This is a genomic window from Flavobacterium sp. WC2509, from assembly GCF_052683105.1.
In genome coordinates, this window is record NZ_JBQZFG010000001.1 from 2,661,406 (window position 1) to 2,675,634 (window position 14,229).

General features: G+C 32.7%; 13 protein-coding genes. 9 read left to right on the forward strand and 4 right to left on the reverse strand.

What is annotated here, in order from left to right; all coding sequences use genetic code 11:
* Positions 1-145: 145 nt before the first annotated feature.
* Together ACUN3A_RS11115 and ahcY are read right to left on the reverse strand one after the other, a co-directional pair.
* On the reverse strand, positions 146-1,249 hold the full coding sequence (locus ACUN3A_RS11115) for a fatty acid desaturase family protein (RefSeq protein ID WP_445551359.1): 1,104 nt from the start codon (positions 1,247-1,249) through the stop codon (positions 146-148).
* A gap of 176 nt (positions 1,250-1,425) precedes the next feature.
* Positions 1,426-2,742, reverse strand: coding sequence for an adenosylhomocysteinase (gene ahcY, locus ACUN3A_RS11120; protein ID WP_445551360.1), 1,317 nt, complete (start codon positions 2,740-2,742; stop codon positions 1,426-1,428).
* Between the two features lie 253 nt (positions 2,743-2,995).
* Between ahcY and ACUN3A_RS11125 the strand changes: the two genes are divergently transcribed.
* The 6 genes from ACUN3A_RS11125 (at position 2,996) to ACUN3A_RS11150 (ending at position 10,011) form a co-directional block, all read left to right on the forward strand.
* Positions 2,996-3,628 carry a 4'-phosphopantetheinyl transferase family protein gene (locus tag ACUN3A_RS11125; RefSeq protein WP_445551361.1) on the forward strand — a complete coding sequence of 211 codons (633 nt, stop codon included), beginning with the start codon at positions 2,996-2,998 and terminating at the stop codon, positions 3,626-3,628.
* A 96-nt stretch (positions 3,629-3,724) separates the two neighbouring features.
* Positions 3,725-4,444, forward strand: a complete 720-nt coding sequence (locus tag ACUN3A_RS11130; RefSeq protein ID WP_445551362.1) for a geranylgeranylglyceryl/heptaprenylglyceryl phosphate synthase — start codon at positions 3,725-3,727, stop codon at positions 4,442-4,444.
* A 63-nt stretch (positions 4,445-4,507) separates the two neighbouring features.
* Positions 4,508-5,140, forward strand: a complete 633-nt coding sequence (gene pnuC, locus ACUN3A_RS11135) for a nicotinamide riboside transporter PnuC (protein ID WP_445551363.1) — start codon at positions 4,508-4,510, stop codon at positions 5,138-5,140.
* The gene (locus ACUN3A_RS11140; RefSeq protein WP_445551364.1) at positions 5,092-7,218 is read left to right on the forward strand and encodes a DUF4301 family protein; all 2,127 of its coding nucleotides are present in this window, start codon (positions 5,092-5,094) and stop codon (positions 7,216-7,218) included. The genes pnuC and ACUN3A_RS11140 overlap by 49 nt, the downstream gene beginning before the upstream one ends.
* Position 7,219: 1 nt before the next feature.
* The gene (gene arfB / locus ACUN3A_RS11145) at positions 7,220-7,624 is read left to right on the forward strand and encodes an alternative ribosome rescue aminoacyl-tRNA hydrolase ArfB (protein WP_445551365.1); all 405 of its coding nucleotides are present in this window, start codon (positions 7,220-7,222) and stop codon (positions 7,622-7,624) included.
* A 236-nt stretch (positions 7,625-7,860) separates the two neighbouring features.
* Positions 7,861-10,011: a TonB-dependent receptor gene (locus tag ACUN3A_RS11150; RefSeq protein WP_445551366.1), complete on the forward strand. Its 2,151-nt coding sequence runs from the start codon at positions 7,861-7,863 to the stop codon at positions 10,009-10,011.
* Between the two features lie 90 nt (positions 10,012-10,101).
* On the opposite strand, the gene ACUN3A_RS11155 is transcribed toward ACUN3A_RS11150, so the two are convergent.
* Positions 10,102-10,524 carry a Rieske (2Fe-2S) protein gene (locus tag ACUN3A_RS11155; protein WP_445551367.1) on the reverse strand — a complete coding sequence of 141 codons (423 nt, stop codon included), beginning with the start codon at positions 10,522-10,524 and terminating at the stop codon, positions 10,102-10,104.
* A gap of 166 nt (positions 10,525-10,690) precedes the next feature.
* Here ACUN3A_RS11155 and greA point away from each other — a divergent pair, with 166 nt between their 5' ends.
* The 3 genes from greA (at position 10,691) to ACUN3A_RS11170 (ending at position 12,896) form a co-directional block, all read left to right on the forward strand.
* Entirely contained in the window at positions 10,691-11,167 is a 477-nt protein-coding gene (gene greA, locus ACUN3A_RS11160) for a transcription elongation factor GreA (protein WP_445551368.1), read from the forward strand.
* Positions 11,168-11,233: 66 nt separating this feature from the next.
* On the forward strand, positions 11,234-11,623 hold the full coding sequence (locus ACUN3A_RS11165; RefSeq protein ID WP_445551369.1) for an HIT family protein: 390 nt from the start codon (positions 11,234-11,236) through the stop codon (positions 11,621-11,623).
* Between the two features lie 160 nt (positions 11,624-11,783).
* Complete coding sequence (locus ACUN3A_RS11170) at positions 11,784-12,896, forward strand: transglutaminase domain-containing protein (protein WP_445551370.1); 1,113 nt, start codon at positions 11,784-11,786, stop codon at positions 12,894-12,896.
* A gap of 7 nt (positions 12,897-12,903) precedes the next feature.
* Here ACUN3A_RS11170 and ACUN3A_RS11175 read toward each other — a convergent pair whose 3' ends face one another.
* The gene (locus ACUN3A_RS11175; protein WP_445551371.1) at positions 12,904-14,049 is read right to left on the reverse strand and encodes a sensor histidine kinase; all 1,146 of its coding nucleotides are present in this window, start codon (positions 14,047-14,049) and stop codon (positions 12,904-12,906) included.
* Positions 14,050-14,229: the final 180 nt, after the last annotated feature.

Sequence of the window (14,229 nt, forward strand, 5' to 3'; positions counted from 1 at the left end):
GTTGTTAAACTGTATAATTAGGAGGTTTCTAATTATAAATACTAAGATATTGAAAATTATGTTTTAAAATAATTAATAAGAGATTTAATTCATTCATTATTTTATGGATTATTTTTAAAATGAAAACATTAATTTATTTTGGAGTTTATATTTCCGACGAATAGAAAATCGATTCTGCCTGACTGGAGTTTTTTAATAATAAATAATGTGATTTTATGGCTTCTAAGGCGGGTCTACTAGTGTATGTGAGTTGATTTTCTTTGGCGTATTTAGAAATTATTGGAGTTATTTTCGGATAATACGTGTGCCCAATTGTAGGGAATAAATGGTGTGCAACATGATGTGTAAATCCTCCATAAAGAAAATCAAGAACTGGATTTCCGGCATTAAAATCTTTGGTAGACATCAGTTGATGTTCAGCCCATGTAACTTCCATTTTGCCATCCAAAGGAGGTAATGGGAAATGAGCTGTTTCATCGGCGTGAGTTGATACCAGTGCTACAACTCCCAGTAAACTTGAGGTTAGGTGCATTACAATCCAAGCGGTAAAAATAGTTTCGAATGATTGTTCTAAAACGCAATAAGGGATAATTAGCATCTGTAATAAGTTGAATGCTTTTGCTATAAAAAGTTTTATATATTCTATAGTAGGAATAGTGTAAACTCGTTTTAAATAGTTGTCTTTCGTTCCAAAAAAATCTTTAAAATCTCTAATGTATAACCAAATAAGGGTGTAAAATGGATATAAAAACCACATATAAATGTGCTGGTATCTGTGAAATTTATAGAAAGGGCTATTAGGGAAAATGCGTACCACGTCGCTTTGTTTGATGTCGCAATCCCAGTTTTGGATATTGGGATAGGGATGATGTAATAACAAATGGCGCTGAATCCAAATTTCGCTGTTGGTTCCAAAAAAATCTATAATGTAGCAGAATATTCGATTTTGTTTTTTGGTTGCAAAAAGGGCTCCATGACTGGCATCGTGAAAAGAATTTACAAAAATGAGAATCATTGAAAATCCCATAACGATATAAAATGAAAATAATAGAGGAGTACTATTTCCAAATGCTAAAATACAGGAGTAAGAAATAAGAAAAACAATAAGCAGACCCAATGCTTTTAGAATGTTTTTATATTTTAATCTTTGATCCTTCAGTACGGTTTCATGAACCTCTTTGGCCAGTTTTTTGAAAAAATCATCTTTTCCGGCACGAAGGAATTGTGGTCTTTTTCCAATATCGTCCATATTAAATAATTTAATATTGTATCAAATTTAATACGTAAAATTATTTTAAAAAAATTTTTGTTGTTAACTGTTAGTGAATTAGGAATGTTTTTTATCAATTAGAATCAAAAAACCCTCACATTTCTGCAAGGGTTCTGAAATAATCTAAAATCTAAATTCAGAAATCTAAAATAGATTTAGTATCTGTAATATTCTGGTTTGAATGGACCTTGAACTTCAACTCCAATATAAGCCGCTTGGTCATCACGTAAAACTTCCAATTCAACTCCTAATTTAGCTAAGTGCAAAGCAGCTACTTTTTCATCTAAATGTTTTGGTAACATGTAAACGTCATTGTTATAAGCAGCACTATTTTTCCACAACTCGATTTGAGCCAAAGTTTGGTTTGTAAATGAGTTACTCATTACAAAACTTGGGTGACCTGTAGCACAACCAAGATTTACTAAACGACCTTCAGCAAGAATAATGATATCTTTTCCGGCAATAGTATATTTGTCAACCTGTGGTTTGATTTCTATTTTTGAAGCACCGTGGTTTTTGTTCAACCAAGCCATATCAATTTCGTTATCAAAGTGACCGATGTTACAAACAACAGTTTTGTCTTTCATTTGTTCGAAATGAGAACCTAAAACGATGTCTTTATTTCCAGTAGTTGTAATGATGATATCAGCATTAGCAATCACAGTGTTTAATTTCTTCACTTCATAACCGTCCATTGCAGCTTGTAAAGCACAAATAGGGTCAATTTCAGTAACCGTTACAATAGAACCAGCACCTCTAAAAGAAGCAGCAGTTCCTTTTCCAACATCACCATATCCACAAACGATAACTCTTTTTCCAGCCAACATCAAGTCAGTTGCACGACGAACAGCATCAACTGCAGATTCTTTACAACCGTATTTGTTATCAAATTTAGATTTAGTAACCGAGTCATTGATGTTAATTGCAGGCATTGGCAAAGTTCCAGCTTTTACTCTTTCGTATAATCTGTGAACTCCAGTTGTAGTTTCTTCAGATAATCCTTTGATTCCAGGAACCAATTCTGGGAAACGGTCAATAACCATATTTGTCAAATCTCCACCGTCATCAAGAATCATGTTCAATGGTTTTCTGTCTTCACCAAAGAATAAAGTTTGCTCAATACACCAGTCAAAAGACTCTTCGTCAAGACCTTTCCAAGCATAAACTGAAATTCCAGCAGCAGCAATAGCAGCAGCAGCCTGATCCTGAGTAGAGAAAATGTTGCAAGAAGACCAAGTAACTTCAGCACCAAGAGCAATTAAAGTTTCGATTAAAACAGCAGTTTGGATTGTCATGTGCAAACATCCAGCAATACGAGCACCCGCAAGAGGTTGTTCGTCTTTATATTCAGCACGAAGCGCCATCAAACCAGGCATTTCAGCCTCAGCCAATTCAATTTCTTTTCTTCCCCAAGCCGCTAGAGAAATGTCTTTTACTTTGAAAGCCACATAAGGCGTAGTCGTTGTACTCATTTATAGTATATTTGTAATTGTAAAATTTTTTGCAAATTTACATAATAACTTATTATTTAAAAAGTATTCGGGGACATTTATCATTTGTTTAATGTTCTAATCTTTTGAATTTTAAGGAAATAATTTTTTTAAGGAGCTAATCCCGCTATCCGCTATATCTTTTTCCGTGCAAAAAAGCACGAAAAAAGGATGCCGCTTCTATCGGGGCTAAAAAACAGACGGAGTTTATGAACTCATAACTTATAATTCAATAATGCCTTTATTCAAAACTATAAACGTCAGTCCCACAACACAAATATTGATTTGGAAGGTAACCGAATCCTATGATGAGTTAGTCGAGAAAGTAATTTTAAAAGAAAAAACACAAATTCGATTAAATGGAATGAAATCCAAACCACATCAACGCGCTTTTTTGTGCGTTCGTATGCTGATACAAGAAGTAGGGATTTCAGATTATGATTTGCATTATGATGAATTTGGTAAACCATATTTAAGTGATCATCGTCACATTTCAATCACACACTCTCACAATTTTGCATCGATAATTATTAGCGATGAAACCGTTGGAATCGATATGGAGCTGCAAAGGGAAAAAATTATTCGCATTGCCGATAAGTTTGTTGATACTGAATTCGATTATTTAAAATTGAAACCTATAGAGGAATACATCAAAAAACTGACAGTTATTTGGGGAGCCAAAGAAGCGATTTTCAAAATTAGAAATGAAAAAGGAATCAGTTTCAAAGATCACATTCAGGTAGCACCTTTTTCTTTAATGGAAAACCAAACTCACGCTTGTCTTCTATTTGATAATTTGGAAAAAAAGTTCGAAGTGAATTATTTAGAAATTGAGAATTTTACTTTAGTCTATGCTTTCGAAAAATAATTTCTGAATTCAATTTGAGTAGGAATTTTGCGTCTTGAAAGAAAATGTTTTTTTGTGCATCTTTGCGTTAACTTTGCGCAACTTTCCAAAAAGCCTATGACAATCTATTCCCAAATTCTTCAATCCAAACTGGAAAAGCGAAAATTACTCGCCATACTTTTAGATCCTGATAAAATTCTTTGGGATAATTTGGGGTATTTAATCGAAAAAATCAATCAATCACCTGCTACACATATTTTCATTGGTGGAAGCCATGTTCAAAATAATATTCTGGACGATTTGGTTATTGCTTTAAAGCAAAAGATAAATTTACCTGTTGTGCTTTTTCCAGGGAACCCATCTCAGATTTCAGATCAGGCCGATGCTATTTTATTCCTGTCTTTGATTTCTGGTCGAAATCCGGACTATTTGATAGAACATCAAGTGGATGCAGCGCCGCTTTTAAAAAAAACGCAACTCGAAATTATTTCGACAGGGTATATGCTCATAGAAAGCGGAGGAGAAACAGCTGTAGAACGCATTAGCAAAACCAAACCATTAGATAGAACTAAGCTTGATTTAGCTGTTGCAACGGCACAAGCGGGAGAAATGTTAGGAAATAAATTAGTTTATTTGGAAGCAGGAAGTGGTGCTAAACAAGCTGTTCCACTAGAAATGATTCAAAAGGTGGCTCAGAATATAGAAATTCCATTAATTGTTGGCGGTGGAATTATTGATTTAAAAGGTATTCAAAGGGCGTATGATTCTGGTGCTGACTTGGTTGTTATCGGAACCGCTTTTGAAAATGATGCCAATTTTTTTAATCAAAACATGTAGAGACGTTGCAGTGCAACGTCTCTAACAGCAACGTCTCTAACAAATTAAATTAAATCAAATTAAATGATAGATTATTTATTTGCTCAATATAAAGGGTATCCTATCCATGAAGTATATTTAGAACTTATCGGTATCTTTTTTGGACTATTGAGTGTTTGGTATGCAAAGAAAGATAATATTCTAGTTTTTCCCACAGGACTAATTAGTACCTCTATTTATGCTTATTTACTTTGGAAATGGAACTTGTTAGGAGATTCAATGATAAACGTATATTATTTTATAATGAGCATTTTTGGATGGTATCATTGGACTCGAAAAAAGGATAATATCGATGAATTTCCAATTTCCACGATGAATGGTAAAGAGCGGGTAATTGGCGTAATTATTTTTGCATTAACTCTTGTTTTTGTTGTTGTCGTGTATCTTTATTTTAATAAATTTACGACCTGGTATTCCTATTTGGACACCTTGTTGACCGCGATTTTTTTCGTTGGAATGTGGTTAATGGCCAAAAGAAAAATCGAAAATTGGGTGTTTTGGATTTTAGGAGATGTGCTCTCTATACCGCTTTATTTTGCAAAGGGATATACCTTTACTAGTTTTCAATATTTAGTATTCACAATTATTGCCGTTTACGGTTATTTAGAATGGAAGAAAATCTTAAACAGCTCACAGAATCTGGAGCTTCACCAATAATAAAAATTGCTATTTTTGGACCAGAATCTACTGGGAAAACTACTTTGGCAACACAACTAGCTGAGTATTATAAAACAGTTTGGGTACCCGAATTTGCTCGGGATTATCTTCAAGAAAAATTAGATAGCGGTCGTGGGATTTGTGATATCGACGATATGCTTCCTATTGCTTATGGACAAACTAAACTTGAAAATGAAGGAGTGTTAATAGCAAATAGATATCTTTTTTGTGATACTAATTTGTTAGTGACAAAAGTATTCTCTGAATTGTATTATGATTATTGCGATTCTTTATTAGACAAAGCAGCTCGTGCGCATCAGTATGATTTGTTTTTTCTGACGGATATAGACGTGCCTTGGGAAGATGATGGATTACGAGACAGTCCTAATGGAAGAGAAAGTGTTTTTGAAGTTTTTAAACAATCGTTAATTGATAATAAAAAGCCTTTTATAACTATTTCTGGAGACAGAGATACTCGTTTAAAAAAGGCAGTTGCTATTATAGAAGATTTGACAATGGCTTTGCAGATGGGATTCTCTCCTGTTGATTTTTTGCAAATTCACGAACACGGTATTCCACTTGAAAATATAAAAAAACAACTTTGTATTTTTAATGAAGGAATTCATAAAATTGATTTGGTCAATCCAGCGACTCTAGAACATGGAATTCTAAAAATATCCGATGTTGAATTTGAACAAAAAGCAGATTTTTTTGTTATTAATAAATCAAAAATAAAGTTAGAGAAATTTGTACCAGCTTCTGGTGCCGCTACAAGAATGTTTAAGTTTTTAAACACTTTTTTGAATTCTTATGACCCAGAAAACGAGACTATTAATTCTTATATTAACAGAAAAAAGGATACTGAATTGTCTCTGTTTATTGTAGGTATGGATAAATTTCCTTTTTTTGAAATGGTAGACAAAAAATTACACGAAATATATCCTAATTTTAATATACTTAGAAATGATCTTAAAAACTATTATTTCATAAAAACACTTTTGTCTCCTGAGTATTTTAACTTTGCTAATAAACCAAAAGGGATTCTTCCTTTTCATAAATACCCAGCAAATATAGTTACACCTATTGAAGAGCATTTACATGAGTGTGCTTTTTATGCAGCATCTAATAATCTCTCAAATTTGCATTTGACGGTTTCGGATTGCCATCAACAGCATTTTGAAGCAATCATTGAAAAAATTAAAGAGGGAATTGAAATAAAATCAAATTCCAAAATTGAAGTTAGTTTTTCATGTCAAAAAAAGGAAACAGATACCATTGCAGTTGATATAGCAAATAAACCTTTTAGAGATCAAAAGGGGATGTTAGTTTTCCGACCAGGTGGTCATGGTGCTTTAATAGAGAACTTAAATGCAATCGATGCTGATGTTGTTTTTGTGAAGAATATAGACAACGTGATTCAAAATGATATTCATCAAATTTCATTTTATAAAAAAGCATTGGCTGGAATTTTGTTGGAGGTACAATCTCAAACTTTTGAGTACTTGAAGGCGTTAGAAAGTAAAGAGATAAGTGATAAAAAGATAGAGGAGATTTTGATTTTTATTAAGGAAAAATTGAATATCGAATTGAGTAATGACTTTCATAAATTCAAAAGCAAAATTCAAATTGGTAAATTAAGGGATTTGCTCGATAAACCAATTCGCGTTTGTGGAATGGTGAAAAATGAAGGAGAACCTGGAGGTGGACCTTTTTGGGTAAAAGGAAGTGATGGTAAAGTAACATTGCAAATTGTTGAAACATCGCAAATTGATTTAGAGAATAGTAAACAATTGAAATTATTAAACAAATCAACTCATTTTAATCCAGTTGACTTAGTTTGTGGGTTGAAAAATTATCAAAACAAAAAGTTCGATTTGAAACAGTTTGTAGATGCAGATTGTGGTTTTATTGTGCACAAAAATTTAGGAGGTGTTGATTTGAAATCTTATGAACTTCCAGGATTATGGAATGGTGCTATGGCTAATTGGTTAACTGTTTTCGTAGAAGTTCCTTTGTCTACCTTTAATCCTGTAAAAACAGTAAACGATTTATTGAAAAAAGCTCATCAACCATTATAATATGGAAATTCAAACGATTCTTTCTGAAGTTAAATACAAAGCTGTACGCAGTAGTGGTGCCGGTGGACAAAACGTAAATAAAGTTTCGTCTAAGGTTGTGCTAACTTTTGATTTGCGTAATTCAATCGCTTTTTCAGATGAAGAGAAAATGCTTTTGGAAACCAATTTACAACATAGGCTAACTTCAGAATTAATTTTGATTTTGAATTGTGATGAAGATCGAAGTCAGCTTAAAAATAAAGAGATTGTTACGAAACGATTTTTGGATATTTTAAAAAAAGGATTGTATGTTCCAAAAGAGCGAAAGCCTACTAAAATTCCCAAAGCTGTGATTCGAAAACGAATTAAAGACAAAAAAAATATTTCAGAGATTAAACAATCACGTAGGAAACCAAATTTAGAATAACATTCTTATTGAAATTTGTTATTGATTTTTGTGATTTTTAATAGTACTTTTGCATTGTCTCAAAGGGGTGCTCTAAATAACGAGCTGAGATTATACCCATAGAACCTGAACAGGTAATGCTGTTAAGGGAAAAGATTTTAGAGCGAGTATATATTATTCATTCTGAAAATCGAAACAAATCATTTTTTAATTTAACAAAAGAATAATTCCCCCTTTTATTCGTAAACCATTTACGGATGAACACTTTATTTTTTAAAAAGAATCAAAACGAAAGTAAGATTCTAATTTCTGGCGTCTTTCTTCTGGCGTCTTTCTTCTCTATTGCACAGGAAAAACAACAAGACACTACTAAGGTAAATCAACTCGACGAAGTATTGGTTTCGGCTATTCGCGTAGATTCAAAAACGCCAGTTTCATTCTCTAATATGAGTAAAGAAGAATTAGCTAAACGAAATCTTGGACAAGATATTCCAACTTTAATGAATTATTTGCCTTCTGTTGTCACGACTTCAGATGCAGGGAATGGAATTGGTTATTCAGGTATTCGCGTTCGTGGAAGTGACGCAACAAGAGTAAATGTTACCATCAACGGAATTCCATACAATGATTCCGAAAGCCAAGGTACTTTTTGGGTCAATATGCCTGATTTTGCTTCCTCAGTACAAAGTTTGCAATTGCAACGCGGTGTTGGAACTTCTACCAACGGAGCTGGTGCCTTTGGTGCAAGTTTGAATATGCTGACAGATAATTATGCTAATAAAAGTACGGGTGAAATTTCCAGCTCTTTCGGAAGTTTTAATACCAATAAAAATACGGTAAAATTCAGTACGGGTTTGATGAACGATCATTTCGAAATTGCAGGACGTTTGTCTACTTTGAAATCAGATGGTTATATCGATAGAGCAAGTTCTGACTTGAAATCGTATTTTCTACAAGGAACTTATGTAGGGAAAACAACTTTAATCAAAGCGTTGGCTTTTGGAGGAAAAGAAAAAACGTATCAAGCTTGGAACGGAATTGATGCGACAACTTTAGAGTCTGACAGAACCTTTAACTCGGCAGGAATGTTTACCGATGAAGCTGGAAATATTCGTTTTTATGACAATGAAACGGATAATTATCAACAAGATCATTATCAATTGCATTGGAACGAAAAAATATCCGAAAACTGGAAAACTAATTTAGCTTTTCATTATACTAAAGGAAAAGGCTATTATGAGAATTACAAGGAAGATGCAGATATGGCAGATTATAATTTAGATCCAGTTGGTACAATAACTACAACCGATTTAATTCGTCAGAAATGGTTGGATAATGATTTTTATGGAACTACTTTTTCGGCTAATTATAAAACTGAAAAACTAGATGTGATTTTAGGTGGTGGATGGAATAAATATGAAGGAGATCATTTTGGGAAAGTAATTTGGGCGAGATATGCTTCACAAAGTGAGCTTGGAGATCATTATTATGACGATTTTTCAACAAAAAGTGATGGAAATGTTTTTGCGAAAGCCAATTATCAATTGTTGGACAACTTGAGTGTTTATGGTGATTTACAATACAGAAATGTAAGTTACAAAGCCAATAGTTGGGAAACTGGTTTGGTAAATGATAATTTCAATTTCTTTAACCCAAAAGCTGGACTTACTTTCGATATTAATGAAAAAAATGCCTTATATGGTTCGTATGCCAGAGCTAATCGTGAGCCAAACAGAACGGATTATGAAAATGGAAGTCCAAAACCAGAAAAGCTAAACGATTACGAATTGGGATGGAGACATGTTTCTGAAAAAGTAAGGCTGAACACCAATGTATATTATATGGCATACAAAGATCAATTGGTTTTAACCGGAAGTGTTGATGATGTGGGAAGTCCTATTCGCCAAAATAGTGGAGACAGTTATAGATTAGGATTGGAAGTTGATGCGACTGTGAGGCTTTCAAAACAATGGACTATTTCTCCAAATTTTACCTTAAGTAGTAATAAGAATGTTGATTTTGTTACTGAAAATAATGATGGGGATTTAATTAATCTAGGGAATACGAATATTGCGTATTCACCTGATTTTATTGCAGGTAATATTTTGACTTTTGAACCAATAAATTCATTCAGAGTGAGTTGGTTGTCTAAATTTGTTAACGATCAATATTTGAATAATATTGACGATAACAGTGGTAAATTGAAAGATTATTTCGTGAATGACTTAAATGCTACTTATGAAATTAAAATGAATTCAATCTTTAAATCGATTGTCATTAATGTTTTAGCAAATAATATATTCAATGTTGATTATGTTTCTAACGGAGCAGATTATGGAGGTGGTTATGTGTATTATTATCCTCAAGCTGGAGCGAATTTTTTAGCAGGGCTTACGCTAAAGTTTTAGAAGATATTCATTTGTAAAAAAAAATCCTGAGAGCTATTAAACTTTCAGGATTTTTTGGTTTTAAAAGGATTGTGTTTACGCTCAAATAGCTTAATTATAAACACGAATTATATCCCCGTTTTGTTCTACTCGATATTGTTTCATGAAGTAAGGCAAATCTCCTCCGATTGCTTGACCAGTAAATAAGAGGTATTCTTTATTATCGCAAGCACAAACAGCATTAACCCCCTTGATTGTCATTGTTGAACAACTACTGATTGCCTGATTTGGACATGCTGCATCAAAAGCATTATAGCCACTGCCAGTATTGAAAACTATAATTCCTTTTGCACCCGCATCCGAATAATAGACGGCATTGCTTGGGCTTTTAAGTTTTGAATAAAGTGGCAAATTCATGTTGAGCTCAACCGAAAAACTGTAGTTAGGTATGTTTGGGTTTTTATTAGAGTTCTCACTGTTGCTGCATCCCAAGAAAAAAAGAGATATAATTATTAATAAGATGTATTTTTTCATTATTTAAAATTAAATATAAAGTATTAGTGAAACAAATTTAAATTATTTAACTTTGAAATTATTAGGATTAACATATTATTGTTAACTAAACTAAAAAATATAGTATCTTTGTGGAAAGAAATCCCGTCCTGATGGGATTTTTTCTATTTATATAAATGATGAAATTATGAGCGCAATATCGTATTACACAGCGGAAGGATTAAAAAAATTAAGAGAAGAATTAGATTACTTAAAAAGCGTGATGCGCCCAAAGGCATCTCAAGATATAGCAGAAGCAAGAGACAAAGGGGATTTGTCTGAAAATGCAGAATATGATGCAGCTAAAGAGGCGCAAGGAATGTTAGAAATGAGAATCGCAAAACTGGAGGAAGTTCATTCTAATGCGAGGTTAATAGATGAGACACATTTGGATCTATCTAAAGTTTTAGTTTTGTCTCATGTTAAGATCAAAAACCAAACTAACGGAATGGAAATGAAATATACCTTAGTTGCCGAAAGTGAAGCTGATTTGAAAACAGGTAAAATATCTGTTACTTCTCCTATTGGAAAAGGATTATTAGGCAAAAAAGTAGGCGAAGTTGCCGAAATTACTGTGCCTAACGGTGTTTTGAAATTTGAAATTTTAGAGATTTCAAGAGAATAGTTTTTAAATGTTTAACCGTTAATTTGTTTAACAGGTTAAGCGAATTAACGATTAAACAAATAAACAATGAGTTCTATATTCACCAAAATAGTAAACGGAGAAATTCCTTGTTACAAAATTGCTGAGGATGAAAAATATTTAGCTTTTTTGGATGTTAATCCGAATGCAAAAGGGCACACCCTTTGTATTCCTAAACAAGAAATAGACAAGTTTTTTGACATTGAAGATGATTTATATCTTGGTTTAATGGCTTTTTCTAAGAAAGTGGCCATTGCATTAGAGAAAACAGTTCCTTGCTTACGAATTGGAATGTCAGTAGTTGGTCTTGAAGTGCCACATGCACATGTTCATTTGATACCATTAAATACTATGGATGATATACGTTTTCAGAAAAAAGTAGTTTTAAGCAAAGAAGAATTTGAGGCTTTAGCTCAAGATATTAAAAGTAATTTATAATTGTAAAAACACCTCTTAACAAATGGTTTTGAGGTGTTTTTTTTGTTTTCTATATGTGCTGTTTATGAGAAATGTTTTTTTATTGTTTACTTGCTTCTTTTCCTTTTTTGTTTTGGCTCAGAAAAAACAAAAAGTCCAAAAAAATTACGATTTGATAGATATGAAGGTGGATAAAATGCCAGCTGATTTTAATCAATCGATGGATAGTATTGCTAAGTATATTAAAAATAATTTTCAAACAGAATCAGATAGAATTCGTGCTGTTTTTTATTGGACAGCCCATACTATTAGTTATGATGCTGACAATATGTTTGAGGTTAAATTTGATGAAACACTTAATGATAGAACTATAAGAGCATTTAATAGTCAAAAGGGAAACTGTTTTGATTATGCTAATATCTTTAATAATTTGGCCACTGCGGTAGGAATAAAATCGATGGTGGTAAATGGATATACAAAGTGGAACAAGCAAAGAGTCGATAATTTATCTCATTCATGGAATGCTGCTAGAATTGATAATAAATGGTTTTTATTTGACCCAACTTGGGGTTCTGGTTATGTTATAAACGGAGTATTTACCCGAAGTCTCAATAATAATCATTTTAAAGTTGATCCAGAAATAATGGTTGTTACCCATATGCCATTTGATTATTTATGGCAATTTCGGGATTTCCCTATTATCAATCAAGAATTTATTGATGGAGTCTATGACGATGATAAAACTAAGAAAAGTTTTGATTTCGTGGCAGAAATTGCTAGGTTCGAAAGTTTACCTAAAGTGGATCAGTATTTAGAAATGTCTCAAAGAATTGAAAAAGGAGGAATGAAAAATCAGTTTATTTCTATGGCTTACATTGATGCTATGAATCGGAGAAATTATGAAAAGGATAAAGAAAATAGGGCTAAATTCGAAGTGAACCTTTCTAAAATAAAAGAAATTGAAAAACAATATAATGAAGCTGTAAAGAATTATTTTGATTTTAGTAATTACAGGAAGAGACAGTTTCAGCCTTTGGTTTCGGACAAGGAAATCAGGAAAAAGATTCAAGAACCAAGAGACGAATTGGCTAAATGTAAAGTTGCTATTTGTGATATAGAATTTATTGGTGATCAAAACAAAGCTAATCTTGATAATCTTGATAATAATATTTCTAAATATTTAGCTAAAGCTGAAGAACAGTTGCAATTTGTCAATTTGTATTTGTCTAAACCTGAGTCAATTCGAAAAACTATGGTTTATTCCATTGTGGGAACAGTTTCAAAACCAAACTGATTTGCTTTTAGTTTTTCTTTAAAATAATCTGCATTGTCGTCCCTTTTCCTATCTCGGAATGCAATACTTTAATCGTGCCTTTGTGGTATTCCTCAACAATTCTTTTAGTTAAAGAAAGACCGAGTCCCCAGCCTCTTTTTTTAGTGGTAAAACCAGTTTCAAAAATACGGTGGAATTCTTTTTTTGGTATGCCGCTACCAGTGTCGGTTACGTTTATTTTTAGATGATGATTATCCTCTTCTATTTCCATCGACAATTTTCCTCTACCTTTCATTGCATCAATGGCGTTTTTAACCAGATTTTCTATTGTCCAACTATGCAAAGTGGGGTTTAAAAGAATAGTTACTGGCTTCGAAGGTGCTTTAAACGAAAATTCGATTTGGTTAGAAAAACGGGAAATCAAATAATTATATGATTGTTTGGTTTCTTCAACGGCGTCTTTTAATTCTAATTTAGGTTCGGAACCAATTTTAGAAAATCGGTCGGTAATAGTCTGCAAACGTTCAATGTCTTTTTCAATTTCAAGAGTAATAGATTCATCAATATTCTCCATTTTTAAAATCTCCAGCCAGCCAATTAACGATGAAAGTGGTGTCCCTATTTGATGAGCTGTTTCTTTAGCCATTCCTGCCCACAATTTGTTTTGGGTGGCCATTTTGTGGCTGAGGTAAAAATTGTAAATAAGAATCCCGCACAAAACAATGATTAACGATAAAGCGATTGGGTAATATTTCAGTTTGCCTATCAGCGAAGAATTTCCATAATATAAATTCTGTGATTTTCCAGGAGCATAAATGATTTTGATAGGCTCATTCTCGCTTTTTAATTCGTTTAAATAGTTAGTGGCTCTAGTTTTATTGTTTATGATTTCTTCATCAATATTAACCGAGTTTATAATGCTGTCATTTTCGGTTAAAATCAATGGAATAGTGGTGTTGTTGTTGAAAATTTGAAGAGGTAAATCGACTTCGGTGTTTTCTTTGGCGTTGATTAAGGTTTTTTGAGCAGTAGCCCAAAGGTTCATTTTTATTCTTTCTTCATTTTTGAATATTTGAAAAAAAGTATAGGTATTCCAAAGGATAATGGCAATTATCGAAAATGAGATTAAAATAATGATCCAACGTATGGGGTTGCTATTTTCGGAAAAATTCATAAAAGTAAATTTGTGGTATAAATATAACGAAATATTGGACTTCGGATTGTGTAGGGATAAAAATCATTATTTCCAAAGCATTGATTATGGTTGATTTTAAGAGCTTATTCCTGCTGTCCACTGTATCTTTTGTGCCGAACACCGGCACAAAAGGATGTCGTTTTCATCAGGGCTACGGCA

Coding starts and splice junctions, on each gene's coding strand:
- ACUN3A_RS11115 (WP_445551359.1), bottom strand. CDS start 1,249: ATGGACGATATTGGAAAAAGACCACAATTCCTTCGTGCCGGAAAAGAT.
- ahcY (WP_445551360.1), bottom strand. CDS start 2,742: ATGAGTACAACGACTACGCCTTATGTGGCTTTCAAAGTAAAAGACATT.
- ACUN3A_RS11125 (WP_445551361.1), top strand. CDS start 2,996: ATGCCTTTATTCAAAACTATAAACGTCAGTCCCACAACACAAATATTG.
- ACUN3A_RS11130 (WP_445551362.1), top strand. CDS start 3,725: ATGACAATCTATTCCCAAATTCTTCAATCCAAACTGGAAAAGCGAAAA.
- pnuC (WP_445551363.1), top strand. CDS start 4,508: ATGATAGATTATTTATTTGCTCAATATAAAGGGTATCCTATCCATGAA.
- ACUN3A_RS11140 (WP_445551364.1), top strand. CDS start 5,092: ATGGAAGAAAATCTTAAACAGCTCACAGAATCTGGAGCTTCACCAATA.
- arfB (WP_445551365.1), top strand. CDS start 7,220: ATGGAAATTCAAACGATTCTTTCTGAAGTTAAATACAAAGCTGTACGC.
- ACUN3A_RS11150 (WP_445551366.1), top strand. CDS start 7,861: ATGAACACTTTATTTTTTAAAAAGAATCAAAACGAAAGTAAGATTCTA.
- ACUN3A_RS11155 (WP_445551367.1), bottom strand. CDS start 10,524: ATGAAAAAATACATCTTATTAATAATTATATCTCTTTTTTTCTTGGGA.
- greA (WP_445551368.1), top strand. CDS start 10,691: ATGAGCGCAATATCGTATTACACAGCGGAAGGATTAAAAAAATTAAGA.
- ACUN3A_RS11165 (WP_445551369.1), top strand. CDS start 11,234: ATGAGTTCTATATTCACCAAAATAGTAAACGGAGAAATTCCTTGTTAC.
- ACUN3A_RS11170 (WP_445551370.1), top strand. CDS start 11,784: ATGAAGGTGGATAAAATGCCAGCTGATTTTAATCAATCGATGGATAGT.
- ACUN3A_RS11175 (WP_445551371.1), bottom strand. CDS start 14,049: ATGAATTTTTCCGAAAATAGCAACCCCATACGTTGGATCATTATTTTA.